21 protein-coding genes are annotated in these 26,003 nt (G+C 65.4%); 12 read left to right on the forward strand and 9 right to left on the reverse strand.

Annotation, left to right across the window (positions count from 1 at the left end; translation table 11 throughout):
* Positions 1-124 precede the first annotated feature (124 nt).
* Together AB0P11_RS02650 and AB0P11_RS02655 are read right to left on the reverse strand one after the other, a co-directional pair.
* Positions 125-1,057 (reverse strand): glycosyltransferase, encoded by a 933-nt coding sequence (locus AB0P11_RS02650; RefSeq protein ID WP_363519490.1) that lies wholly within the window; start codon positions 1,055-1,057, stop codon positions 125-127.
* Complete coding sequence (locus AB0P11_RS02655) at positions 1,054-2,055, reverse strand: glycosyltransferase (RefSeq protein ID WP_363519493.1); 1,002 nt, start codon at positions 2,053-2,055, stop codon at positions 1,054-1,056. The genes AB0P11_RS02650 and AB0P11_RS02655 overlap by 4 nt, the downstream gene beginning before the upstream one ends.
* A gap of 90 nt (positions 2,056-2,145) precedes the next feature.
* Between AB0P11_RS02655 and AB0P11_RS02660 the strand changes: the two genes are divergently transcribed.
* The 6 genes from AB0P11_RS02660 (at position 2,146) to AB0P11_RS02685 (ending at position 11,102) form a co-directional block, all read left to right on the forward strand.
* The gene (locus AB0P11_RS02660; protein WP_363519496.1) at positions 2,146-2,913 is read left to right on the forward strand and encodes a CDP-alcohol phosphatidyltransferase family protein; all 768 of its coding nucleotides are present in this window, start codon (positions 2,146-2,148) and stop codon (positions 2,911-2,913) included.
* Positions 2,910-3,812, forward strand: coding sequence for a glycosyltransferase (locus AB0P11_RS02665; RefSeq protein WP_363519499.1), 903 nt, complete (start codon positions 2,910-2,912; stop codon positions 3,810-3,812). The genes AB0P11_RS02660 and AB0P11_RS02665 overlap by 4 nt, the downstream gene beginning before the upstream one ends.
* Positions 3,805-4,668, forward strand: a complete 864-nt coding sequence (locus AB0P11_RS02670; RefSeq protein WP_140036041.1) for a hypothetical protein — start codon at positions 3,805-3,807, stop codon at positions 4,666-4,668. Before AB0P11_RS02665 ends, AB0P11_RS02670 begins: the two co-directional genes overlap by 8 nt.
* Entirely contained in the window at positions 4,665-5,624 is a 960-nt protein-coding gene (locus tag AB0P11_RS02675) for a DUF6492 family protein (RefSeq protein ID WP_363519502.1), read from the forward strand. The genes AB0P11_RS02670 and AB0P11_RS02675 overlap by 4 nt, the downstream gene beginning before the upstream one ends.
* 457 nt (positions 5,625-6,081) lie before the next feature.
* Complete coding sequence (locus tag AB0P11_RS02680; RefSeq protein WP_363519505.1) at positions 6,082-6,423, forward strand: DUF4352 domain-containing protein; 342 nt, start codon at positions 6,082-6,084, stop codon at positions 6,421-6,423.
* Positions 6,424-6,578: 155 nt separating this feature from the next.
* The gene (locus tag AB0P11_RS02685; RefSeq protein ID WP_363519508.1) at positions 6,579-11,102 is read left to right on the forward strand and encodes a PKD domain-containing protein; all 4,524 of its coding nucleotides are present in this window, start codon (positions 6,579-6,581) and stop codon (positions 11,100-11,102) included.
* Positions 11,103-11,164: 62 nt separating this feature from the next.
* Here the strand turns inward: AB0P11_RS02685 and AB0P11_RS02690 are convergent, their stop codons facing one another.
* From AB0P11_RS02690 to AB0P11_RS02705, 4 genes are all read right to left on the reverse strand, one after another.
* Positions 11,165-12,610 (reverse strand): lipopolysaccharide biosynthesis protein, encoded by a 1,446-nt coding sequence (locus tag AB0P11_RS02690; RefSeq protein ID WP_363519511.1) that lies wholly within the window; start codon positions 12,608-12,610, stop codon positions 11,165-11,167.
* The gene (locus AB0P11_RS02695) at positions 12,607-13,809 is read right to left on the reverse strand and encodes a Coenzyme F420 hydrogenase/dehydrogenase, beta subunit C-terminal domain (protein WP_363519514.1); all 1,203 of its coding nucleotides are present in this window, start codon (positions 13,807-13,809) and stop codon (positions 12,607-12,609) included. The genes AB0P11_RS02690 and AB0P11_RS02695 overlap by 4 nt, the downstream gene beginning before the upstream one ends.
* Entirely contained in the window at positions 13,806-14,885 is a 1,080-nt protein-coding gene (locus tag AB0P11_RS02700; protein ID WP_140038591.1) for a polysaccharide pyruvyl transferase family protein, read from the reverse strand. Before AB0P11_RS02700 ends, AB0P11_RS02695 begins: the two co-directional genes overlap by 4 nt.
* A gap of 66 nt (positions 14,886-14,951) precedes the next feature.
* On the reverse strand, positions 14,952-15,920 hold the full coding sequence (locus AB0P11_RS02705) for an acyltransferase family protein (protein WP_363519518.1): 969 nt from the start codon (positions 15,918-15,920) through the stop codon (positions 14,952-14,954).
* Between the two features lie 7 nt (positions 15,921-15,927).
* On the opposite strand from AB0P11_RS02705, the gene AB0P11_RS02710 reads away from it, so the two are divergent.
* The 3 genes from AB0P11_RS02710 to AB0P11_RS02720 are packed head-to-tail and all read left to right on the forward strand — an operon-like array spanning position 15,928 to position 19,328.
* Positions 15,928-17,271, forward strand: a complete 1,344-nt coding sequence (locus AB0P11_RS02710; protein WP_363519521.1) for a hypothetical protein — start codon at positions 15,928-15,930, stop codon at positions 17,269-17,271.
* 35 nt (positions 17,272-17,306) lie between these two features.
* Positions 17,307-18,626, forward strand: coding sequence for a polysaccharide biosynthesis tyrosine autokinase (locus AB0P11_RS02715; protein ID WP_363519524.1), 1,320 nt, complete (start codon positions 17,307-17,309; stop codon positions 18,624-18,626).
* Positions 18,627-18,683: 57 nt separating this feature from the next.
* Positions 18,684-19,328, forward strand: coding sequence for a hypothetical protein (locus tag AB0P11_RS02720; RefSeq protein ID WP_363519527.1), 645 nt, complete (start codon positions 18,684-18,686; stop codon positions 19,326-19,328).
* On the opposite strand, the gene AB0P11_RS02725 is transcribed toward AB0P11_RS02720, so the two are convergent.
* The 3 genes from AB0P11_RS02725 to AB0P11_RS02735 are packed head-to-tail and all read right to left on the reverse strand — an operon-like array spanning position 19,315 to position 23,172.
* Positions 19,315-20,472, reverse strand: coding sequence for a glycosyltransferase family 4 protein (locus AB0P11_RS02725; RefSeq protein WP_363519530.1), 1,158 nt, complete (start codon positions 20,470-20,472; stop codon positions 19,315-19,317). The two genes, AB0P11_RS02720 and AB0P11_RS02725, sit on opposite strands and share 14 nt — an antisense overlap.
* On the reverse strand, positions 20,469-21,635 hold the full coding sequence (locus AB0P11_RS02730) for a DUF1972 domain-containing protein (protein ID WP_363519533.1): 1,167 nt from the start codon (positions 21,633-21,635) through the stop codon (positions 20,469-20,471). Before AB0P11_RS02730 ends, AB0P11_RS02725 begins: the two co-directional genes overlap by 4 nt.
* A gap of 4 nt (positions 21,636-21,639) precedes the next feature.
* A complete protein-coding gene (locus tag AB0P11_RS02735) occupies positions 21,640-23,172 on the reverse strand; it encodes a sugar transferase (RefSeq protein WP_363519536.1) in 1,533 nt (510 codons plus the stop codon).
* Between the two features lie 349 nt (positions 23,173-23,521).
* Here AB0P11_RS02735 and AB0P11_RS02740 point away from each other — a divergent pair, with 349 nt between their 5' ends.
* The 3 genes from AB0P11_RS02740 (at position 23,522) to AB0P11_RS02750 (ending at position 26,001) form a co-directional block, all read left to right on the forward strand.
* Positions 23,522-24,652, forward strand: coding sequence for a low temperature requirement protein A (locus tag AB0P11_RS02740; protein WP_363519951.1), 1,131 nt, complete (start codon positions 23,522-23,524; stop codon positions 24,650-24,652).
* An 89-nt stretch (positions 24,653-24,741) separates the two neighbouring features.
* A complete protein-coding gene (locus tag AB0P11_RS02745) occupies positions 24,742-25,716 on the forward strand; it encodes an intradiol ring-cleavage dioxygenase (protein ID WP_363519539.1) in 975 nt (324 codons plus the stop codon).
* 42 nt (positions 25,717-25,758) lie between these two features.
* Entirely contained in the window at positions 25,759-26,001 is a 243-nt protein-coding gene (locus AB0P11_RS02750; RefSeq protein WP_285365319.1) for a twin-arginine translocase TatA/TatE family subunit, read from the forward strand.
* Positions 26,002-26,003: the final 2 nt, after the last annotated feature.

Below are 26,003 nucleotides of genomic sequence, written 5' to 3' on the forward strand. Positions count from 1 at the left end.
CAGCGGCATGACCGACGATGAGGCCCGGCGCTCGTGAGCGCCGGGCCTCATCGTCGTGATATCCAGCCGCTCGGTGGCCGAGGGGGGCTGGTGTGGCCATCCTCGCCGGGGAAGGAAGCGCGGGTCAGGCGGCCTGCTTTGCGCGCCGACGGCCGTACTCGTCATGCGCATAGCCCGTCGCGGCGGCGACCATCCCCGCCCCGCGGTACGCGGTTCGTAGCCCGCGGGCACGATGAGGCAGAGATCCTGACACGGCGCCGAGCACCCATCGACCAGCACCGCCGACGATACGGACTGCACCCCGTGCCGCCATTCTCGCGCGAGCACTGACGCGTGCCACCGCGGTATCGGCGAGTGCGATCGTCACCCGAGTAGAGGTGTTACCGAAACGGAACGTCCGCATGAGTATCCAGGCGCGTGTGAATCTCCCAGCGTCCTCCTGTTCCACCACGACGGCATCCTCGGCCCACCGGATGGTTCCCCCTCGCGCGGTCAAGAGCCGAGTGAACATGCTGTCGCTACCGCCGGTCAGACCGAATCGCTCGTCGAACCTCAGCCCGAGGCGCTGAATCTCGGCGATGTCCAGGAGCAGATTGTTCGTCGCAGCCTCGGTCATCAGCTGCTCATGCCTGCGTTGTGGCCGTATGAAGGCGCCGCTCGCACGGACCCATTCTTCAGTATCGCTGGGGAAGGTGGTGACGACCTTGCCCGCCACCGCGGTCGGCGAGAAGCGACGGTAGACGCTCAAGAGCGCGGTAAGCCAGCCCGGTTCGGGTGCCTCGTCGTCGTCGATGAAGATGACCGTCGCGGCATCCGCGCACTCTGTCAGAGCTCGATTCCGCACGGCAGCAATCCCCGGCGACGGTTCCACGACGTACTGCACGCCGAAGGACTCAGCAGTCGCGCGTCCTGACCCAGCGGGGTCGTTGTCGATCACGAGGATCATGGCATTGTCCGGCGGATGCACCTCATGGAGCTGCATCTCGACCGCGTGCAGTGCGCGCACCAACGCCTTCGGCCTACGAAATGTCGGTATCGCGATCACATGTCGATTCACCGTCGCTCTTTCCTTCGCGCTTGGTCTCCCGCGACGCGCAGATAAGCGTCTGCGTGGAGTCTCCCGGCCTCGGACCAGCCTCGTCCGGAGAGATCGGGGCCGACTGGGCGATCCGCGGAACGCGACTGAGAGAGCGCAAGGTCCAACGCAGCGCCATCGAGGGCTCCGTCGAACTGCAGCACCCACCCGGCCCCAACCTCTTCAGCGAGCGCGGCATTGGTCGGGTTGGCGGGGACGACTACAGGCCGTGACAGAGAAAGAGCGGCCAGGGCAGCCCCGGAATTGTGCATCTCCCGATATGGCAGCACCACGACCTCGCTCGAGGTCACGAGAGCGACGAGTTCTGCCTCGCTCACATACCGGAGCTCGGCTTGAGCGTCCGGCAATGCAGGTAGCCGTTGGGCGACGAAGGCAGCGGTGTCTTCGTCGGCTGGTTTGCCGGCGAGCCTGAGCGAGATTCCGGGGGTCTTCGCCTCGCCGAACGCCTGTAGCAGCCGGTCGATGCCTTTATACACTTTCAGCAAGCCGACATATCCGATCCGACCGGGCACCATGTCCTCCTGGCGGAACTGGGCAAACCACTCGACGTAGTGTCCATGCGGAATCACAACCGAGGGCGTCCCGGGTTCATCCGGGGTCGTCGGAGTCAGATGAATCCGAAGCTTCGTCCGTCGTTCGAGCATCCGCATCAACGTCGCGTCCATGCGACCTGCGTCACGCAGGCTGAGATTGTGCACCGTCCGAACCACCGGAATGCGACGCACTCTGATGCGCAGCAGCAACAAGGCCATCGCGACACGCTTCGCTGAGCGCGTGAGCGGCGTACGTCCCGCCAGCAGAGTGTCCGCCCAATGCACGTGCAGCACATCGACCCCGCCGAAAAGCGCGGAGTGCCACCGGAAAGGCAAGTGCTCGATCCGAGGTTCGGCCTCGAGGGCAGCGGCGAGCTGCACGATGTACGGATTCGTCGTCGGCCTCGGCACGCCGAACGTCTGCATGACACGGAGAGTCCCCACAACGCCCCCTTCCCAATGAGACAATGTACCGTCTGAACCCGCCAGCGGGCGCAGCAGGGCATACTGATCCTCGTGAGCACGCATGCTGAAGTTGGGGAATCCGGCGCGTCGGAGTCATTCGCGCAGACGCTCGCGCGTCTCCGTTCCGCGCAGAAGGGACGTGCTGCAGGCGCGCCCGCGTACTCGCTCTACGTGAATCGACCGGTTGGGCGGTTCTTCGCGGCGGTCGCATACCGTTTGGGTGCGACCCCCAATCAGGTGACCCTGGTCAGCGCGCTGTTCACGTTCACGGGCATCGCCCTGATCGCAGCCGCCCCGGTGACCCTGCTGTCCGGTCTCGCGATCTGGCTTCTGCTCGCGGTCGGCTATGCGCTCGACTCGGCAGACGGGCAGGTTGCTCGTCTGCGCGGGGGTGGGTCCCTTGCAGGGGAGTGGCTCGACCACTTCATCGACGCCTTGAAGATCAGCAGTCTCCACCTCGCGGTGCTCGTTGGCCTGGCGCGCGTCGATATCCTGTCCATCGGGATGCTTGCTTTTCCGTTGATATTCGCTGTGGTGGCCAACACGACCTTCTTCGGGATGATCCTCAACGACCTCCTGAAGGGCAAAGCGTCCGTGGCCTCATCCACGGCCGTGGGAGGTGGTGGGAGCATGCGCTCGTTCCTGCTGTTGCCGACCGACTTCGGCATCCTCTGCGCCGCTTTCGTTTTCTGGGGCTGGACCTCCGGATTCATCCTTCTCTACGGCGCACTGGCTGTGTGCTGCCTGGTCTTTCTCATCGCGGCCGCGATCAAATGGTTCCGCGACATGAGGCGGATCGATGGCGAGCGGACCCGATGAGCATCCGGTCGGCGCTCCTAATCGTCAACTACGGTTCGCACCGTCTGCTGGAGGAGAACCTCGCGAGGACTGCGGTTCCCGAGAACATGGATGTCGTCATCGTCGACAACCTCAGCACGCCCGAGGAGCGTGCGGAGCTTGTCGCACTCAGCGCGCGTGCCGGCTGGAACCTGCTGACGCCGGCGTCGAATCTGGGGTTCGGCGGAGGCATGAACCTCGCGGCCAGCGCGGCGATAGCGCGCGGAGCGGAGGTGCTCGTGCTGCTCAACCCTGACGCATACATCCCCGAGGACGGACTCGCGCGCCTCGTGGCGGCGGGCTCCGAGCCCGGCACCCTCGTCGCGCCGATGGTGTTGCGTCCCGACGGCGGCCACTTCTCCTCGGCGATGGAAGTGGATCTCGCCACAGGATCCCTTCGCAGGGCGGTGGGCGGGCGCCGGTATGCCGCCTCAGCCATCTGGGTCAGCGGAGCCTGCCTAGCGGTGGGGGCTGAGCTGTGGAACCGCGTCGGCGGCTTCGATGACGACTACTTCCTGTACTGGGAGGATGTGGATCTCTCCGTCCGCGTGGTTGCGGCTGGCGGTCGAATCAAGGTGGACGAGAGCATCGTCGCTGTCCACAGCCCTGGCGGCACCCAGGGGGGCGGCCGGTCCAAGTCAGCGATCTATTACCGTTTCAACACCCGTAACCGTCTGGTGTTCGCTGCCAAACATGTGCCGCCGGCCGCACAGCGACGTTGGGTGCGTACCGCGCCGAAAGCGGCGTGGGACATTCTGCTTCGAGGTGGGAGGCGCCAGTTCGTGCGGCCGCTTCGCACTCTGTGGCCCGCGGCTCGGGGAACATGGGAGGGATGGCGCTTCGTGCGCACTGCAAGAGAGGCAGCGACGCGTCATGGGTGAGAGTTCGTCGAAGCGGGTCGTCGCATTCATCGGCGCGTACCACGGTCTGGGCAACCGGCTCCGGGTGACGCTCGGAGCGCTGTCGCTGGCGCGGACGCAAGGGCGTTCGTTCTCCTACACCTGGCCCACCGGGAGGCGATTCGGCGCCGATCTGACGGACCTCTGGCGATTCGACGAACGCAGGATCTCGGTTGCGGAATCACGCCTGCTCTCGCTGCGGCATCCCTACCGGAATCACTCGCTCGAATGGATGGAATCGGCTGCAGACGACAGCGTCTGGCAGATTCGCACTCCGCACGCCCTCACTTTGCCGCCGGATTCCGAGCCGTGGGGGCGACTGCTCCAGCGGCTCGAGCCGGTTGCCGCCATCGAGGATCGGGTGCGCGCCTTGCATGGTGAGAGATTGATGGGCCGACCCTACGTCGGCGTGATGGTCCGGACTCACGCGGTCTCGAACGCTCAGACACTGGAGCACTCTCCCGTCGAGTGGTATGTCCAGCGGATGAAGGAGATACGCGCGGAGCGCGATGTGAGCTTCTTCGTATCAGCGGACACGCCTGAGGCGCAGCAGACTATCCAGGACGCCATCCCCTCCACCTTCGCGCTAGAGGACAAGGGCGGGTACAACACCCGGAGAGCCTTGGAGTCGTCTGTCGTCGACCTCTACCTTCTCGCCGGAGCCGGGCATCTCATCGGTCCGCACTTCTCCAGCTTTCCTGAGGTGGCTCAGCAGCTGGCGGGTCCCGGACTCCGTCTCGAGACCAGCCGGTCGACGGCGGACTCGAGACTCACCGCGGACGACGTCCTCGAGTTCGCCGCTGATCCGCTGCGGCCGTTCGACAGGTCGATGCGATGACCGACGGGCAGACGAAGGGCCTGACGTTCGTCACGGTCACCTTCCGTGCGGAGGACGCACTTCTCCGGCTGCAGGCCCGTTCTATGGCGCGGTTCCTCGATGCCTCGGTGGTGGAGACCATCATCGTCATCGACAACGGCTCGCCGGGGCTCGGGACGCGTGCTCGCAGAAGTCTCCTCTCCGAGTACGGAGTGCTTGCGCCGCGAGTCCGGATCGGCCGCGCCGAGGAACTGACCCATCTGCCGTTTGCGTCGGGCTGGACCCTCCAACAGGTGCTGAAGATCTCGGTCTCCACAACCGTCGAGACGCCGTGGTATGTGTTGCTCGACGCGAAGAATCACTTCGTGAGGTCGGTCGCACGCAGCGACTTCGTCACGCCCGATGGGCGGGCTCGTGGCGGCTTCCACAGCTACGCAGCGCATCCGCTTCTTCCTCGGCTGCGCACGACACTGGCGTACCTCGGATTGAGCGAGTCGCTTGCCGACCGATTCCCACCGACGTCGACGCCGTTCGTGATGAACACAGAAGTGGCGCAGTCCGTCATCGCCGACGTCGCCGACCGTTCGGGCCGCCCTTTCGCGGAGGAGTTCGTGAAGCAGAATCTCTCGGAGTTCTTCCTGTACTCGGGCTGGGTTGCGCGACGCAGTGGAGGCTGGTCGGAGATGCTCGACGGAGAAGCGATCCAGTCGCCGACCGTCTGGGGCGGAGCCGCTGACGGCGCGGGCGTGGGCGCCGCGCTGGCGGAGGTGACCCGATGGGAGGCTCCCCTGTTTGCTGTGCATCGCAGGGCGCTGGGACGGCTGGATGCTTCGGGTACTGCGATGCTCGCGGATTTCTGGACTGGACGAGAACTGTTCGCCGATGAGCGGGAGGTCCGGCGATTCCTTCGTACCGCCAAGCGGGATCGGGTGCTCGATGCCGTTCGATCCCGGGTGAGACGGACCGTCGGGTCGTAGTTCTCATCGACGTGTGCACCGGTCGGCGACTTTTTGCTTGCCTTGTGCGCGAACCGTGATATTCTGGCGCTGAAGGGCCGTCTGCGTGATTGGGGCGCGCGGCCCTCTCCCGCGTGGGGCGGGAGATTCACTGGGGAATTATCTGTCGCGTGTCTTCGCGTGACAGCCGTCGTCTGGGGAGATGACCATGGGGAACAAATATTCGAGCGTACTCGGATGCGGGAGAACCGCGCTCGGCGCGTCAGCTGTGCTCGTAGCTGGGCTGCTGCTCGCTGGATGCACCTCGGAACCGATCGCTGACGGATCGCAGAACTCTGATCCTGTCGCCACGGCCACTGTGCCTGCGCCGCGCGGGGGGACGGTTGACGACGTCGTCGTGGCTGAAGAGGATCAGCCCGTTCCAGCTGCCGCCGCGGCAGAGACTCCGCTGGATCGACCCGCGGAACTCGACGACGGGATGGTCATCGCCGTCACGGAGGCTGAACGTGTAGAGACCAAGGCTGAAACCCCCGGGGAGATCGCCGGTCCGGCCGTCGCGGTGCGACTGAAGATCACGAACGGCACCGATTCGACCGTCGATCTCAGCTCGGTGATGGTCTCGCTGACCGGCGCTGACGGCGCCTTCGGTCAGCCGACCACTTCCGCTCCCGCCGCGCCCTTCTCCGGCGAGATCGCCGCGGGCGGCGATGCAGTGGGCACCTATGTCTTCGGTATTCCCGCAGAGCAGCGGGACGACCTTTCCATCACAGTCGAGTATGTGGCGGGCGCGCCGGTTGCGCTGTTCGTCGGTGAGATCTAGGAGATACCCGAATGAACCGTCCTTCTCGCCTCCACCGCCTCTTGGCGATGCTGGTGGCCTCGACAGTGATAGGCGTGGGCTTCGCGACCGGAGTGGGGGCTCCTGCATCTGCTGCTGATCAGCGCGCGCCCATCGAACAACGCAATGAGAGCACGGTGACGGCCGACCCCTTGCCTACGGTGCAGATCGACTCCGGCATCGTCCTGGCGCAGGTGATCAACGGCAACACCGTCTACGCAGGAGGTACCTTCTCCAATGCCCGCCCGGCGGGTGCGGCGCAAGGGGCCAACCTCATGCCCCGTAGCAATCTGCTCGCCTACGACATCAACACCGGAGTCGCGACGGCCTTTGCGCCGCAGATCAACGGCACGGTGCGAGCGCTCGCAGTGTCGCCCGACGGCACGCGTCTTTACGTCGGTGGCTCTTTCAACTCCGTCGACGGTCAGACCCGTTTCAACTTCGCAGCGTTCGACACTGCCACGGGGCAGCTGGTCTCCTCGTTCAAGCCGGCCATGGGCGGTTCGTATGTGAACGCAATCGTCGCGACCGACTCGACGATCTACATCGGTGGACTGATCGGCGCCGCCGGCGGGCAGGTGCGCAAGAATCTCGCCGCAGTGAGCCGCGCCGGCGCGGTTCTCGGGTGGGCGCCCACGACCGATCGTCAGGTCGACACGATGGTAATGGATCCGACTCAGGAGAAGCTCCTCATCGGCGGTCGCTTTGCGATGGTGAACGACGCCTCGCAGAGGGGCCTCGCGGCTCTGGACGTGAACAACGGTGCGGTCCTGCCCTGGGCGGTCACCGCTACGGTCAAGAACGGGTGGGGAACCGGCAGCAGCGCCGGAAAGGCCGGGATCTCGACCCTGACGACGGACGGCTCAGCCGTCTACGGCACAGGGTGGGTGTTCGCCGACAAGACGGTCGGCAACCTCGAGGGTCTCTTCGCTGCCGAGGCGGGCACTGGAGCGGTGCGCTGGATCGCGGACTGCCACGGCGACCACTACGGCGTGTACTCGGACGGCACGAACGTCTACAGCACGGGTCACGAGCACGATTGCCAGACCGCCGGCGGCCTTCCGCAGGCGTACCCCGCGCCCGGAAACCTGAGGCACGCCACGATCTACACGGCGGCGCAGAAGGGAACCCTGACCACGTCGCCCTCAGTCAACTCGATCTATGCCGACTGGGGCGGTTACCCTGCGCCGGCTGCGGTGAACTGGTACCCGGATTGGACTACAGGCACGGCGTCGGGCTCGGGCCAGGCGGGTTGGACCGTCACCGGCAACGGGGAATACGTCGTCGTCGGAGGCGAGTTCCCCTATGTGAACTCCCAGCGCAACCAGGGGATCGCACGTTTCTCCACGCACCCCGCCGGTGGCGCCAAGCAGGCTCCACGGCTCACGGGCGCCGCATGGGTGCCCGTTGCGAAGTCCGTTCGCGCCGAATCCGTGCGTGTCTCCATTCCCGCGAACTGGGATCGGGACGATCTCAACCTGACATACGAGCTCTGGCGCGACGGCGCAGCGGCACCTGTCTCCTCAAAGACTGCCAGCTCCACCTTCTGGAATATGCCGCAGGTGACGCTCGAGGACACGGGGCTGCCCTCCGGCTCTGCTCAGACGTACCGCGTGGTGGCTCGAGACGGTGACGGCAATGCTACATCGAGTGCTTCGGTATCGGTGACGGTAAGTTCGACGCCGCCCTCTGAGTACGCGAACGCTGTGCTGAACGACGACCCGGCCACCTATTGGAGGCTCGGCAATCGAGATGGTGCTGTCGACTGGGCTGGGTCCAACGACGGCGTCGTCGGTTCGGGCGTGACTTGGTCAGCCGGAACTGCGATCGGGGCGGACGCAGGCGGTGGTTCCGCTAATTTCAATGGCTCGGCTTCGAGCGGTATCGCTTCGCCTCGGAGCGTGGCCGGTCCGTCGACGTACTCCGTGGAGATGTGGTTCAACACGACCACCTCTTCGGGAGGCAAGCTCATCGGTTTCGGTAATGCTGCGACGGGCAACTCGGGAAGCTACGATCGTCATCTCTATATGCAGAATGACGGGCGCCTGGTCTTCGGTGCTTACCCCGGCGCGGTCAGAACCATCACCTCTCCGTCGTCATATCGGAATGGTGCCTGGCACCACGTGGTGGCTTCTCAGGGCGCCGGCGGCATGAAGCTCTACGTTGACGGCGTGCTCGTCGCTTCCGACCCGAACACGACCACGGCCCAGGCGTATGACGGGTTCTGGCGCGTGGGCGGAGACAACCTGGGCGGCTGGCCGAATCAGCCGAGTTCATCGTCGTTCAGCGGGCGGATCGACGAGGTCGCTGTGTATCCCACAAGTCTGAGCGCTGATCAGGTCGCCGCTCACTACGCAGTGGGCGCGGAACTGGCTCGACCCAGCGCGGACGCCGTTGCAACAGGTGACGACCTCGCGTGGACGCTCGACGCATCGGGATCCACCGCGCCGGCAGGGCGGTCGATCGTTCAGTACTCCTGGGATTTCGGTGACGGGCAGACCGCGACAGGGGTCACCGCATCGCACGTCTATCAGGCGGCTGGAACATACGAAGTAAGGGTGACCGTGCGCGACAGCGCCAACATGACAGCGACGAAGTCCATCTCCGTCGTCGCCACAGCGCCGCATCTCGCTCCTACCGCAGTCATCACCTCTGCACCTGCGGGTCTGTCGGTGGCGTTCGATGCCTCCGCGTCGACCACGACCGACGGTGCGACTCTCGCCTCGTACGCCTGGACTTTCGGGGACGGAGCGACGTCCACAGAAGCGGCGCCCACCCATACCTTCCCGGCAGCCGGAGAATACACGGTGTCCTTGACGGTGACGGACAGCGAAGGAGCGGTGAGTACGCCGGCGACCTCACAGGTCACAGTGACGCACCAAGCGCCGACGGCGGGTTTCACTTCGACGGCGACGGGACTCACCGCCACCTTCGACGCGACGTCGTCGACAGCTGCAGACGGCGCGGCCCTGACCTACGCGTGGGACTTCGGCGACGGAAGCACCGGTTCAGGTGTGAGCCCTTCGCACCCGTACGCAGAGACTGGTACCTACTCGGTGACTCTCACGGTCAGCGATAGCCTGGGCGCGATCAGCGAGCCTGTCGTGAAGAGCATCAGCGTCGCGGCTCAGAACTTCGTCGCCCAGGATGATTTCGAGCGTCAGTCAGGATCTGGTTGGGGAACCGCACCCGTCGGCGGCGTCTGGACCGGTGCGGCCGGTCTCAGCGTCGAGACGGGAACGGGGCGGATCACGATGAATCCGGGGCAGACTCGTTCGAGCATGCTCAGCGGCGTGAACGCGGGAGACCTGAATGTCACTGCTCAGGTTTCGGTGAATAAAGTCGCGAACGGAGGTGGCGTGCACTTCAACCTCCTTACACACAAGAGCTCGGCCGGTGATTATCGGGCGAAGCTCCGTATCTCGTCGACCGGTGCGGTTACGGTCAGCCTCGCCCGACAGCTCGGAACAACCGAGACGCAGCTGGTCAGCAAGGTGCTAACCGGCTACACGCAGACCGCGAACGCCGAGCTGCTGATGCGGTTGGAGACCGTAACGGTTTCGGGAGTGACCGCGCTGCGGCTCAAGGTCTGGCCAGCAGGCGGCAGTGAGCCGGCCGAATGGTTCGTCACCGCGTCTGATACCACAGCCGAGCTGCAGGGCGCTGGACAGATCGGGGTGCTCTCGTATTTGTCGGGGAGCACGACGAACGCGCCGGTTGTCGTGGCCGTGGACAATGTGACGGCGATCGGACCTGCAGTGGACCCGCCACACGCCGATCCTGTCGCGACCTTCACAGCGAGCGCCACCGATCTCGCCGTGGCTTTCAATTCCTCAGGGTCCGCAGCGTCGGACGGAGCGACCATTGCCGCCTACGCATGGTCGTTCGGCGATGGTTCGACATCGGCCGAGGCGAATCCTACGCACACCTACGCTGCTGCAGGCACATACCCCGTCACCTTGACGGTGACGGACAGTGAGGGCTCGGCGAGCGCGGCGTTCGCCGGAAATGTCACGGTCACCGCGCCGCCGGTTGCGGGCGACCCCGTCGCGCAGGATGACTTCGACCGAAACATCGATCCGGGACTCGGCACTGCACCGTTCGGCGGCGCCTGGACAGGCACAGCTGGACTCAGCGTCGCTGGCGGAACCGCGCGATTCACGACCGGGCCAGGCCAGACGAGGTGGGCTGCACTCGCCGGGTTGAGCGTGCTCGACTCCGACGCGCGCGTGGTCGTCGCTACCGACCGTGTGGCGAACGGTGGTGGTGCTCACGTCAACCTGACTTCGCGCAAGACGACGGCCGGAGAGTATCGCCTGAAGCTGCGGATCGCCTCGTCCGGCGTCGTCACGGTGAGTATCGCCAAGGTAGTTGGCGGTGTCGAGACGACCATCGCGAACCGCTCGTTGTCGGGATACACTCATTCGGCCAACGCGCAGCTGAATCTGCGTCTGCAGCTCCTGAGCGTTGGCGGGACCACCACCCTCAACGGGAATGTGTGGCCGGTCGGAACTACAGAACCGGCCGCGTGGACGGTCACGACGACCGATTCGCAGGCGGAACTGCAGCAAGCCGGGCAGGTGGGCATGCTCACGTACCTGTCCGGTAGCGCGACGAATGGGCCGGTTGCCGTACTGTTCGACGACTTGCTGGTGAAGTAGAGTCACTCCGAGACTCACGAAGGTGACGCCTGTCCGCCCCCGGTCGGACGGGCGTCACTTTTTTACCGCGTCAGCATGAGCTTCACGAACTCGACCAGGCTCTTCAGATCGTGCCGGAACACCGGGAAGACGAGGAGCAGACCGACAACTGCTCCGCCTGCCAGGATTCCGACGCCGATCGATGCGACGGAGGGCAGGCCGGTCGCGTTCGTGCCATAAGCCGCGAGCGCAACGCCGCCGGCGAGCAGAAGAACTCGCGCGGCTCCTGCATAGAGGCGACGTACCGGCATGGGCGTGATCCGCGCGAGCCATGCGATCGAGAGCGGCCAGGCGATGGCGGGTGCGATGGCGAACGCGACTGCGACGCCGACTAGCCCGAACATCGACCCCACCGCGATGCACGCTGCTTTGATGAGCGTGGTTACGATGGTGTAGCGGAACAGCTGCTTGCCGAGACCACGCGAGAGGTAGACCCAGTACCCCACGTACGACAGGGTCGTCAGCATCCCAGCGATGGCGAAGCACCTCACGATAGGGGCGGCGTCGCCCCACTGCGAACCGAGCATCACCGAAACCACCGGTTCTGCAAGGCCCACCAGCAGTGCGAGCGGGATCCCGAGAGCGTAGCCGAGGGCGAGCTGCGCAGAGGCGATGTAGGTGTCGAAGCGCGGCCGATCCTCCTGCACTCGAGACAGGACGGGGAGCGCGACGCCCTTCATCGGTGCCCGCACCTGACCGAGAGGCGTCATCACCAGTTGGAATGCGCGGTTGTAGAGACCGAGGGATGTCGTTCCGAAGCGCAGTCCGATGATGACTGTGTCGATCTGCGATCCACCGTAGATGAGCATGTTGGTAGCGACGATGTTCCACCCGAAATGGAGCATGCTCCGAATGCTGTGCTTGCGCGATGGCAGCCTAGGCAGCCACCGACCCGCGATCACGGAGCCCACGAGCATCGCGGTTCCGAGCACCAGTTGTTGAAGGACAAGTGCCCAGTACTCGGCTCCGAGCAGCGCTGCAGCGATGCCGGCGGCGAGAGCCAAGGCTGTCGCGGTCACCTCCGTGATGGCGAGCGCTCGGAACTTGAGCTCGCGCGACAGATTCGCGCGGTGCTGGGTGGCGAGACCGTTCAAGAGGAACAGCGGCGCGAGCCACTGCACGACTCCCAGGATCTCAGCCTCGCGCGTGATTGATTCAATCGGCCAGGAGAGGAAATACAGTGCCACCGTGAGCAACACCCCGATGCCGGCGTTGACCCAGAACAGGTTGTCGCGCTGCCCGGTGGTGAGCTCGGGGGCTTGAATGGAGGCAGAGGTGAGTCCGAAGTCCCGGAAAATTTCGCCGACACCGACGACGACGAGGACGATGGCCAAGAGACCGTAGTCGTGAGGAGACAGCAGACGGGACAGGATCACCACTGCGAGTAACTGGAGCACGATCTTTGCGATCTGAGCCAGGATCGTGAAGAACGCTCCCCGTGCGGCGGTGTGCGCCAGTGACGGACTCACGACTGTCGCATTGCCTGGCGGACGCGGCGGCGCGTGCCGCGCAATACCCTGACGAATGTGCGCGGGTCGCGGAGGCCTTCGGTGAAGAACCGAAACCGACGATATCTCGGGGGCACGCGGCCGGCCAGACGCGAGCCGATCAAACGAGCCAGGAGATAGCGACGCCGGGTCGTCTGCAGCGGCTGCGCACCCGCTAGCCGCGACATACCGAGGGGGCGAACGGCGATGACACCTTCGGAGACTGCCTCGAGGATGACGTCTCTCCCGCGTTGCGTTCTTGCGATCAGCGCGCTCATGCCTGCGTCCTCGGCGAATTGCGGGTAGCCCCGTTCGTCTGTCGCCCAGGAGTCGGCCGATACGATGTCGGCAGATTCGCCCACACCGTCGACGCAGACTTTGCAACGCCATTGAGTCGTCGGTCCGAGAGTGCTGCCCCAGGAGCTCTCATACTCCGCGTCCACGCGATTCTCACCCGATACGGCGGTGAACCGACCCGGCCATCCCTGGCCGCGGTACCAGAGGTCATCGACTTTCGATTCCGGCGGCATGCCCAAAGACGACAGGAGAGTGTCCGTAGCCTTCTGGCTGGGCGTCCCGGCGCAGAAAAACGAGAGAATGAGCGGAGCGTCGGTGCCGCTGCCGGCAAAGGCGCGCAGCGCTGATGCCTCGCAGGGCTTGGCGGTGACCGCCGAGGCGGTGAGCGCATCGGGGTGAGACAGGGTGGCAAGCGGCGCGTAGCGTGAGCCGGCTGCGGCGATTGCCTGTTCTCTGGTCATGATCTTCACGGCGACGGAGCGCCTGGGTTCCGCCGGGTCCTTCGCACCGCCGATGATGCTGGCTGCGCGCCCGGTGGCCACAAGCCAGGAGTGCAGGGCCGTGAGCGCTCCTCCGCTGCTGCCAGCGAACCGCACCTCCTCGTCGACAGCCCACGCCTCCCACGCTTCGACATAGTCGCCGAGCAGATCGTGACGGTGACGCCCGGGGATCCGTGGCGCACGAACGATCACACCTGGACACGACCTGTCGAACAGGCGCTGGGCATCGTCGATCTCGTCGGGCGCTCCGATCGAGACAGGCCGCAGGTACCCGTCCGCGTCGTAATCCATCCGCAGCGCTCGGTCGAGATGCGTGCACAACCCACAGCCACTGCATGCGTCGCGACTGACGACCTCGTCTACCCGAGTGCGCACCCCGCTCACGCGAGCTGCTCCAGCCTTTGTGCGACGGAACCGAGGAGGGATCGACCCGTGGCTCGGGCATCGACGGCGCGCTGCGCGAGACCCGGCGCCCTGACCTGGGCCATCACGGCGTGAAGGCCCAGATCCCGGTCATCCAGCGGAACCACGTGCTCCCAGCCCAACTCGCTCATCAATGGCCGGAATTTGCGAGAGTAGGCCATCGCGACGGCTGGCGTTCCGGTGGACAATGCGTTCAGGCACGCGTGCATCCGCGCCCCGATGACGAGCTCGGAGCCGGCGATCACTGAGCGAGCATCTTCGAGATCGATCGGCACCCGCACGTCGATGAGGCCGTCGAACTCCTTCTCGAGTTCTCGCGAGACGGGCACGTCGTTGTCAGGGTCGTGAGAGTCGAGGACGTGGGGGAGCAGGGTCACCCGGCGTCCTTCCGCGATCAGGGCGGGAATGAGTGAGCGGATGAGTTCCCGGTAGCGCTCGCTGTCCACGTGATCGCTCCCTCGCCACAGCAATCCGGACACGTTGAGGAGCACGTCCGACAATTCTCCGGTCGTCGCTGGCTGGTCGATTCCGAAGACCAGGTCGGTGGCGCTGACGTCCACCGGGCGGCCTAGCCGAGCCGAGGCCGCTGCGCTGATCGGGTCTCGCGCGAACACGAGGGAGGACCGCCGCAGATTACGTCGTGCGAGCAAGCGGCCCTGCCTGCTCGTGAACGGGCCGATCGTCTGCGGAGCAAGGGCGGTGGTCATGCCGGTCTGGCTGGCGAACTCATGGACGAGCGACATCTTCGCATGGCGCTCCGCGCCATAGATGTCAGCGAAGCTGTCCCCGGAGCGAGTGTCCCAGAGGAGATCGAACTGCGACAGCCAATCCATCATTCCTGCCCGCCCCAGCACACGCTCCTTGACAAGCGATCGCGGACGGCCCCACGGGATGGACTGCGGGCGGTTGCCGAAGTCGATGAGCGTGAATTCGGCGTCCGGCCAGACGCGACGGAGCAAATCTACGGAGCCGCGGCCCAGTGCTCTCACTCCAAGGTTGGGCGATGTGTCCCCAGCCCATGCAACCAGTACTCGCACTGTTTTTCCTCCCCAGGATGACCGTAGCCACCGGTCACATCATACCGTGGCGGTCGTTCGGGGTTCCTATATTGCAGGGCGCCGAGTGGCCCCGCCGAGTATCTTCTCCATCCCGCGCGCGAACGGGCGGGGGGCTTGGAATAGCCACCTGATGGGGATGCGCTCTTTCCGCAGAGCGAGCGCCCAGCCGACGAGCACCGCTGCTGCGAGGTTGACGCAGGCAAGTATCAACGGTTGCAGATGGTCGCCCGCAGCGAGGGTGACGAGTGCCATCACGGGGAAGTGACTGACGTAGAACACGATCGAGGATCGTCCGACGAACCGCAGCATCGGTTGCCCACGGCCCCGGCGCTCGAGTCGGGAGAACAGGGCAGCGCACAACAAGGCTCCGGCGACGCTGATCGGCGCGCCCCATACCGAATACTGCAGTTGGTCCGTCCACAGGCATGCCGCAATGCCGAAACCGATCACGGGCACGCCGGCCAAAAGTATTGCGCGACCGTGAGTCGCCTGCTCGAGCGCACTCGGGTGCCGGGCCAGCCAGTTGCCGACGAAGAAGAAGACAGCGAAGTACGCGAGTCGCTGCTCGACACTCCCATAAGGGAGCACGAGCCCCGCTGCGGCAGCCAGACCTATTGGAATCCACGCGGGAAGCCGAGAGAACATGGGCGCGGCGAGATAGTAGACCGCGATGAAGAAGAGGAACCAGAGGTAGGAGGTGGCGTACCACGCGCGCCAGTGCCACCAGGGCAGGCCCTCCACATCCAAGAATGTTGCTTTGGCGATGAGCACCCACACCACATACGGCCACACGATCATGGCCAGCTTCCCTGCGATATACGTCGGTAGCGGTTTCTGCAGCGAGCGCGCCAAGAGCAAGCCGGAGAGAAGCATCAGCGTCGGCATGCGATACGGCATGAAGAAGGCATTCGCCGAACGGATGAACTCGGGCATCTGAACGTCGTAGAGCTCGGGGACCGCGCTGGCATGCCACAGCAGCAGCAGCACGATGGCTAGACCACGGACGCTGTCCATCCACCCTATGCGCGTCGAATCGTCGGTCGCTGCTCGGCTCACAGTGGACGACGCTATCATCGACTCTCGGGGAGGCACAGTGGCTGGAAATCCGCTCACCACGGTCGCGGTGCTGTTGATCGCAGCGAACGCGGGACTGGCGCTGTGGTTGCTGTATCGCCGCGACTCCCGATGGGCCGTGGCGCTTTGGGCTGCTGCGCTGTTCTTCACGCCCGTGTACGTCAATTTTTCCATCCAGTCGATCACCCTGACTGTGCTGGACATCCTGACCATCGCGAGCCTCGCCGCCTGCGCGCCGCAATCGAAGCTCCGATGGACCGTGATCGACACACTTGTGGTCGGCGCATTCGTGTCGATCTTTCTCGGACTCCTCTTCGGCGGCGTCCCTGGGCACGTCCAGTACTCCGTGCTCTCATGGCTACTGCCATATGCCTGGGGGCGAGTGGCGTTCGCCCAGGTGGGCATGGAGTGGATCGCGATCTGCATCAGTGTGGGGGCAGTGGGTGCCTCCGTCCTTGCGATCGCGGAGTTCCTGAGCGGCAGTAATCTCTACGTCACCCTTCCCGGCGTCGCCGGGGAGATGTGGACGAGTCTGCAGTACCGGGGCGGATTGCTCCGTGCGGAGGGGGCGTTCGGCCATTCAATCTCGCTCGGCTCGAGCCTGGCGGTCTCGAGCGCCTTCCTGCTCGCCACGCCGTGGCGACTGTGGGTGAAGGCGACGGCCTTCGCGATCGTGACGACCGCAGTGGTCATGACCTTCAGCCGAATCGGACTCGTCGGACTTGTGCTCGTCGTCGTCTTCGCCGCCCTCTTCCTCGGGAGATACATCCGGCCCGCGCATCGCATTGCTGTCTCCTGCGTGACTTTGATCGCGACTGCGGTCGCGATGCCCCTGATCTCCACGGTCTTCGATGACGCGGGGGAAGAAGCGGCAGGAAGTGCGGAGTATCGGGCCGACCTGTTGCCCCTAGTGCGTCAGATGGTCTACATCGGAGTGACCCCCGCTCGAGAAGTGTCCGCCGACGGTATCGACTACTACGGCGGCTTCCAATCCATCGACAGCGCTCTGATCCTCACTGGACTGAGGCACGGGCTCATTCCTTTGGCTCTATTCGTGGTGATGTTGGCCGTTTGCGCCGCGGTGGTGTTCAGCGGCAGGGGGAATCCAGCCGCGGTGGCGGTGCTGAGCCAGCTGCCGGCGTTGGCTACCGTCGCGCTCATCACGCAATACGCGCAGTTCCTCTGGTTCGTCGCGGGCGTGGCCGTCGCGGCTTGTAGTGTTGAGTCCTCTCGTCGTCGGTCCGCTCTCATCACGTCCGGCGATGAGCGATCTATCTTGGAGGTCCCGTGAACCCGTCACAGAACGCAGCCGCACGACTCCCGGGTGTGCTGCTCCAGCTGTGGTGGGTCGTCGTCCTCGCAGCGATCGTCGGCGGTGCCGCCGCATTCGGATACAGCTCGACACGTACGCCCATCTACCACTCGAGCGCCTCGATCTATTTCTCCATGCGATCGGCGACAAGTGGCTCCGACATCAACCAGGGCTCCGCGTATACGCAGAACCAGATGCTCTCGTTCGCTTCGCTCGCCACCTCCGGCGCCGTGCTCGAGCCCGTGGTCGAGGACCTAGCCGAGGCGGGCATCGACATCTCTCTGCCGCAATTGCGGCGGGCGGTCGCTGTGACCATCCCGCAGAACACGGTGATCCTCGATATAACCGCCGCGTCGGCCGACCCCCGCGACGCCGCAGAGATCGCCAACTCCGTCGCTGACAATCTCACCGAGGTCGTCTATGACATCGCGCCGAAGGACGATCGCGGTGAATCTACAGTGGGTGCGCGCGTGATCGACCCGGGCGTCCCCGCCCAATTCCAGTCCTCACCCAATAAGTCGCAAGATGCGGTGCTGGGTGTCGTGCTGGGCGCATTCGGTGCTCTCTTCGCACTATCGGCTTGGGCACTGTTGGACCGCCGAGTGCGTTCCGTCGCGGCCCTCGAGGGGGTCACCGACCTGCCGGTCCTCGGTTTGGTTCCCCGTCGCCGCAACCCCGCGCAGGGTGCAGCCTTCCTCATCAGCCCCAATGGATCGGCAGCAGAGGCATTCCGGCAGGTTCGGTCGGCACTGCGATTCTCGGCGGTCGAGCATCAGATCGGCGTTCTCGCGGTCACTTCCTCCATCGCAGGGGAGGGCAAGACGACCATGTCGGTCAACACAGCCCTCGCGTTCGCCGAGATGGGAAATCGAGTGCTTCTCGTCGACGCCGATCTTCGGCGGCCTAACGTCGCGAACGTCCTGGGTCTCGAGAATGCGGTTGGCTTGGCATCGGTGCTTGTCGACGCCGTCACCTTCGACGATGCCGTGATCAGCACCGCAGGAGTCGACGTGCTCACTGCAGGTGAGCACGTGCCGAATCCTGCGCAATTGCTTGCCTCCCAGAAGATGACGGAGCTGGTGGAGGGCCTCCGCCCGCGGTACGACTTCGTGGTTATCGATACAGCTCCGCTGCTCTCGGTGGCCGACGCAACGATCATCTCCCAGTATGTGGACAGCACGATCATTGTTGTGAATACGCGAAAGACGACACGTGCGCAGTTGGAGCGCTGCCTGGCCGCGCTCCGAGGGGTTGGGGCGAATCTGGCTGGCCTGGTGCTCAACAACGTGCGCGAGCAGAAGAAAGAGAAGTACCTGTATACGATGGAGCCGTAGCGACGTGAGGCTGATCTGGGGTCAGCCGGCGACATCGCTCCAGAGCGGGAGGCTTCGGTGACGGCGATCCTGTTCGTGTGCAAGGCGAACATCTGCCGTTCGCCCGTCATGGCCTTTGCCTTCGCCTCATCCTCCGCGAAAAACGTCGACGTGGCGGTGAGCAGCGCTGGCACGGCAACCTCGTCAGGCCTCGGGATCTGCGAGATAGGTGCTGCGGTGATCGCAGCCGAGCCCGAGGGCATCGCCTACGCAGAAAGACATCATTCCACTGCCCTGAATGCGGGGCAGCTCGCGCGCCATGACTTGATCGTCGTTGCATCCCGCGAGGAGCGCGCTGCAACCGCTCGACTGCTGCCCAGCAGCAGGGGTGGCCTCTTCACTCTCCGGGAAGCCGTCGAACTGGGACGAAAACCGTTCGATGCAGCGGAACTGAAGTTGGTTCAAGGTACCCTGCGCGCCGAGTCCCTTGCTGCGTACGCCTTTCTTCTCGATGCACGACGGGGAACGCTCGACCTTCAGCCGCGAAGAGGGCTGTTCACACGGGCGGCTTCGCCGATGGCGCAACTGGACATCCCGGACTTTCATCATGGACGACGGAGGGCGCACGTCCAGGGGGTGAAAGGGGTGCTCGCAGAGACATCAGCTCTCGCGACGCAGGTCTCTCGAGGAATGCATCAGATTCAGCAGCTCAGCCAGTCGTGAGTGGGCCCGTGGCCAGGCCGAGGGCTTGGGCGATTCGTCGTCGATACAGCTCGGGGGCGTGCCGCTCTTGGGCGTCGACGCGGCTTCGCGGGGTCGTCGCTACCATTTCGGGCCAACGGGCGACGACGTCGGCGAGCGCCTGAGCGAGTGCCTCTGGGCTGTCGGGCGCGATCAATAACGCTGTGTCGTACCCATTCGCAGCCTCTCGCAGACCGCTGCTGTCGCTAACCACGACTGGACGGAGGGCAAGCACGCCCTCAACGGCCGTATTCCCGAACGGTTCATCGACCCGAGAGGGGACGACGAGAACATCGGACTGGTCGAGGAACGGCCATATATCCGGGTGGAAACCGGCGAATGTGACGTCTATGGCCAGCTCTTCGGCGAGGGCTCGCAGCTCCTCCTCGAACCACTCATACCCCGGGAAAACGGCCCCGAGTAAAGTGACGGTCGCCCTTTGCCCGGTGCGCGCTAGCTCGCCAGCGGCGCGGATCGCGACGTCCGGCCCTTTTCGCGGAGAAAGGCGCCCGACGTAGAGAACGCGCAGGGTTCTCTCCAATCGCGACCGCGGCGGTGATGGATCAGGAGGTGATGCGACGCCGTTGTATACGACCTCCACGCGATCGGCGAGCTGAGGTAGGGAGCGACGGAGAGTCTCGAGGCTGAACCGACTATTGATGAGCGTGCGATTCGACGCCAGGTGCGGGAGGTAGAGCAGCGCGTTCACCAGGCGGTTGCCAGAAGCTTCCGCTTCGTGAATGTGGCTTACCGTATGGCAGCGACGCAGCCGAGCGATCACTGGCCACTGCGGAATGATGAGGGTCGACACGTAGACGACATCAGGGCGCACCCGACTGATCAGCCGCCAGGATGCGCCGAGGCCGCGGAACATATCGCGGAAGAGCGTCGGCAGGCCCCGGGGCGTGAGCAGGACCTTTCTCAGGACGAGCATCGGGATGATGACGACTTCTGCCCCGGCCCTGCGGAGTTCGATGTCCAGCATTCCGCGCCCCGGCAGTGCGACGACGACGCGCGCACCGCTCGCGACGAAGCCGATGACGCTCTCGAGCAGCATGCGGTCGGAGCCGAACATCTCGGCACCCGGGTGCGCGACGAGGATGGTCCGGGAAGTGGAGCCGGTCACCAGTCCTCCGCCCGTCGGCGGGCACGGCGAGCGATCCGGTGCACGCTCTGGCCCGATGAGAGCCGTCGAGCGAGATCTTCGTAGGCGTCTGCCACCTTGTCCCAGCGGAACACCGCCTGCGCGCGCTCCTGGGCGCGGCGTCCGCTTTCGCGCGTCCCGGCACGGTCGGCCTCGGCGCGTTCGAACGCGGCCGCTGCCTCTTCGGGTGTCGTGAAGAACCACCCGTCGCCGTCGAGCACCTCGCGGTTGAACTGCACATCGAAGGCGATCGTCGCTGTTCCGGCACCCATGGCCCGCAGCAGCGACGGGTTCGTGCCGCCGACGGAATGACCGTGGTCGTAGGTGAGGGCATGGAAGTACAGCGCGTCGAGGAGCTCCTGGTCGTACACGCCACCGACAAGACGGATGCGTTCGTCGCCCCGGGCGGCCTGCTGGATCTGCTCAGTGTACTTGTTGCTGTACGGGGCGGCGCCCACGACGACGAGAGGCAGGGTCGCAGAGCTCCGACGAAAACCCTCCACGAGCTCGAGCACGTGATTCTCGGGTTCGAAACGGGCGACGATCAGGTGATACCCGCCGGGGCTGAGGTCGAGTTCGTCGAGGCGCGCGTCGGCGACGGCGTCGAGGATCGGAGCGCCGTAGCGGATCATCTCGGTGGGCACGTCGAACTGATGCGTGTAGTAGTCGGCGATGCCGGGCGCGTCCGCGATCAGCGCGTCACTCGTGCGCACGCCGAACTGCTCCGCCCACCGGTAGTAGGCCTTGCCGCGCGGGCCCCATTTGGATCGCCGCCACTCGAGCCCGTCCATGTGCAGGGCGGTGGGCACCCGTCGCAGTCGGAAGAGAGGCACGAACGGCGAGTTCGCGGCGTTGAACACGAAAGCCGCGTGCGAACGCCGTCGGAAGATCAGGTGGAGCGCCGAGAATCCGGTGTGGCTCAGCGTCTCGACCTGCTTGACGGGGATCGCGGGAAGGTGCACCACCCGCATCCCGAGGTACTTCTTCTCGCGGCTCTTCGAACCCCGCGTGTAGACGACGACATCGTGACCCCGATCTGCGAGTCGTCGGCCGACCTCTTCGACAGCCGTCTCGAATCCGCCGTAGGCCGCGGGCACCCCCCGTGTCCCCACCATCGCAATGGTGAGGGCATTTCCCTTGATCATGTACTCAGTATGCTCCGCTGGGCTGGACCATGACCTTGGCGGTGCGCCACATGATCTGCAGGTCGTTCATGACCGACCAGTTCTCGACGTAGCGCAGGTCGAGGCGAACGCTCTCGTCCCACGAGAGATCGCTGCGCCCGGAGACCTGCCACAGGCCTGTGATGCCCGGCTTGATGTAGAGCCGACGGAACACGGTGCCGTCGTAGGCGGTGACCTCGGTGGGCAGCGGCGGGCGCGGACCCACGACGCTCATGTCGCCGATGAGGACGTTCCAGAACTGCGGCAGCTCGTCGAGAGACAGCTTGCGCAGGATCCTGCCCACCCGCGTGACGCGGGGGTCGTCCTTCATCTTGAACAGCAGGCCCGCTCCCTGGTTCTGCTCCTTGAGCGTCGCGAGCTGCTGCTCGGCGTCGGTCTTCATCGAGCGGAACTTCATGATCTTGAAGGTGCGACCGTCGCGACCGACGCGCTCCTGCGAGAAGAACAGCGGTCCGGGCGAGTCCAGCTTGACGAGGAGCGCGAGGATCGGCGTGATGAGTGCGATCGGGATGAGAGCGACGGACGCGACGGCGATGTCGAGTGCGCGCTTCAGCACGTGCTGACCGCCCTCGTACGAGGGGATCTGCACCTGGATCAGCGGAAGACCTTCGACAGGAGCGAAGGAGATGCGCGGGCCCGCGACATCGGTGAGGCGGCTCGAGAGCACGAGCTCTGCGGCGGTGCCCTCGAGCTGCCAGCTGAGGTGCTTCACGAAGTCGGGCTCGCCGTCTGGGCGGCTTGCGACGATGATCGTGTCGGCGCCCAGTTCGGCAGCCACGGTGGAGACGGAGTTGACGTTGCCGAGCACCGGGAACTGCTCGCCGCGTGCTTCGACATCTCGCGCGTTGCCGTCGAGCAGCGTCGCGCCCACCACCTGGTACCCGGAGGCGCCGATCGGGTGCAGGGTGCGGATGACGTACTCGACGTCGTCGCGGTTGCCGACGACGAGCGTGCGCGAGGCGAAACGACCTCGCGCACGCTGCGCCGTCAGCCAGTGCCGCCACGCCCAGCGCGTGACGAGCAGTGTGAGGACACCGAGCGGCAGGCCGACGAGCAGCACGAGCTGCATCGTCTGCCAGCCGAGCACGACGCTGAGCATGGCGATGATCCCGAACGCCAATCCACTCGCGTGTGCCACACCGCGGTACTCGGTGGCGCTGGCGCGGAACAGCGCTGCGTCACGGGTGTGCAGCGCGCCGAGCATCAGATACCAGAGCGTGGCCAGCAGAATGCCGTTGCGCAGGGCCTCTTCCCCTGCGACACCGGTCATCATCTGGACCGCTGCTGTGATTCCGACCGCGAACAGGATGACCCCAGCATCCGTGATCCGCAGTCGCATCCGATAACGCCGCTCCCACTGGCGACGTCGCTCCAGCGTTGCGGACACGCGCGGTGTGACCACCGTGCGCGTGACCGACTTCGCGGCTCGCGGAGCAGAGACCGGCGTGAAGACCGAACCCGCGCGAGTGATGCTCACAGCATCCTCGACGGACGTCATGCCGAGGCTCCTTGAGCCGTGAATGTACGCAGAATTCCCCAGTGCGCCATAGTTATCCCCAGATATTCCCCAGACCACGGACCCCACGTCCATGGCATCGTCTGCGTTCCCGACCCCTCGGGTCCTGCTGCATCCGTGATCCCACATCACGGGTTGCGGTCACCGTCCCACACGGTGGTGCTGGCAGCAGGCACTGCAGACTTCGATCACTCTAGCGGAAGGGAGCGTCGAGCGATAGGTAAATCTGGCGACTGGAGGAATCGATTTTGGTATGCCAAAGTCGGAGCCCCGCCCCCGATATTCTGACCGCGTGACCACCACTTCAGCGCCTCGATTCCGTCTCAGCCGCATGCTGCCGAGGGATCCGGTTCAGCCTCATCGCACGGCCAGCACGCTCGAGCTGTTCTTCGATCTCGTCTTCGTCGTCGCGGTGAGCATCGCCTCGGCCCAGCTGCACCACGCGCTGAGCCACGGCGACTTCGTGCACGGAATCACCTCCTACGCGATGGTGTTCTTCGCGGTCTGGTGGGCGTGGATGAACTTCACCTGGTTCGCCACCTCCTTCGACACAGACGACTGGTTGTATCGCGTCACCACCATCATCCAGATGGGCGGGGTGCTCGTGCTCGCTGCCGGCATCCCTGCGGCGTTCGAGGAGGCGGACTTCACCGTCCCGGTGATCGGCTACATCGTCATGCGTGTGGCCATGATCGCGCAGTGGCTGCGGGCGTCCCGCGGTGCGGGAGATCTCAAGGGCGCCGCGCGTCGCTACGCCATCGGGATCGCCGGCGTGCAGGTGCTCTGGGTGCTGTTCCTGCTCATCCCGTCGGGCCCCCTCCAGCTTGTGGCCTTCGTGGTCTTCGCTCTCGTCGAGGTCAGCGTGCCCGTGTTCGCCGAGCACCGCAGACAGACGCCCTGGCATCCGCATCACATCACCGAGCGCTACGGGCTGTTCACCCTGATCGTGCTCGGCGAGAGCCTCCTCGCCTCCGCCAATGCGATCATCGACGCGAAGAACGAACTCGACTCCTTCGTCCCTCTCATCTCGATCTCCGTGCTGACCCTGGTCGTGACCGCATCTCTCTGGTGGATCTACTTCTGGGCGCCGCACCACAGGGCGATCACGACGTTCGGCCGCTCGCTCCGCTACGGGTACACGCACTATCTCGTCTTCGCCGCGGCCGCCGCCTTCTCGGCGGGCATCGAGGTCGAACTCGACGTCCTGATAGGGGAGAGCCATCTCTCCACCATCCAGGCGTCGTTCACCGTGACCATCCCGATCGCGATCTTCCTGCTCGGCGTCTGGTGGATCGCGATCCGCGAGAACGCCGACAGGGTGGTGAACACCGTCGTGCCGGTCGGTGCGGCTGTCGTCCTCCTCGACGCCCTGCTGCCTATCCCCGTGGCGGTCAGCGCCCTCGTGCTCGTGGTGATCGTGGTCGTCCTCGTCCTCCATCCGCCGGTGCGTCGAGAGCCATAGATTCTGCATAGACGCGGCATAGCTCGCTGATCGTCTCCTCCGTGACCATGGGTACATCGACACCCATCCACATCGAGAGGAGCACGATCATGAGCCGCATCCCCGAACCCGTACAGACCCCTGAGGGCCCGACCTACGAGGGGCGGCTGCTCGACCGTGCCGATGAGGAGGTCGTGGATCAGGGCGCCGCCTTCGACATCCGCACCCTGGTGACGCGCCGCGGCATTCTCGGACTCGCCGGACTCGGGGTGGGCGCGATGGTGCTCGCCGCGTGCGCCCCGTCGGGCGGCGGCAGCACGAGCGAGTCGACATCGACGAGCGATACGGGGACGACGTCCGGATCGTCGACCTCGACAGCGGCCGGCGAGATCCCCGACGAGACCGCAGGCCCCTACCCCGGAGACGGATCGAACGGACCGGACGTCCTCGAGGATTCGGGCATCGTGCGACAGGACATCACGACGTCGATCGACGGGTCGGCGACAGCCGACGGCATCCCGCTGACCTTCGAGTTCCAGGTGGTCGACCGCGCGAACGGCAGCGTCCCCTTCGAGGGCGTCGCGGTGTACGCATGGCACTGCACGGCTGAGGGGGAGTACTCGATGTACTCGTCGGGGCTCGAGGATGTCACCTACCTCCGAGGAGTGCAGGTGGCGGATGCCGAGGGGAAGGTCTCGTTCACGTCGATCTTCCCCGGCTGCTACTCGGGCCGCTGGCCGCACATCCACTTCGAGGTCTACCCCGACCTCGCCTCGATCACCGACTCGGCCAACGCCATCGCCACGTCCCAGCTGGCACTGCCCGAAGATGTCTGCGCCACCGTCTACGCCGATTCCCGCTACCCGGGCTCGACGCAGAACCTGTCGCAGACGAGCCTCTCCGGCGACAACGTCTTCGGCGACGACTCCGGCGCCCTTCAGCTGGCCGCTGTCACCGGCGGCGGCAGCGGATACACCGCGACGCTCGTGGTCGGCGTCGACACGGCCACGACGCCCGGCGCAGGCTCCGCGCCGTCGGGCGGCGCGGGCGGCCCCGGTGGTGGCGGCGAGCCGCCGTCCGACTGAACCCGAACCCCGACAACCCCTCCACGCGAAAGAACAGAGACCATGCTCCAGAACCTCACAGGGTGGCACGCCCTGATCATCCTCGCGATCGTCGTCCTCGTCTTCGGCGCCGCGAAGCTCCCCGCCCTCGCCAAGAGCGTCGGCCAGTCGATGCGCATCCTCAGATCGGAGGTCGCCGAGCCTTCGAACGAGGCACGGGTCGAGCCGACGCCGAGCGGCCGGGACCGTGTCGACGCTCGGGAGTCCGCAGACCTCCCGCAGCCCGTCCTGCGGCCCGCGGAGTAAAC

Source organism: Microbacterium sp. NPDC079176 (genome assembly GCF_040686675.1).
Taxonomy (GTDB): domain Bacteria; phylum Actinomycetota; class Actinomycetes; order Actinomycetales; family Microbacteriaceae; genus Microbacterium.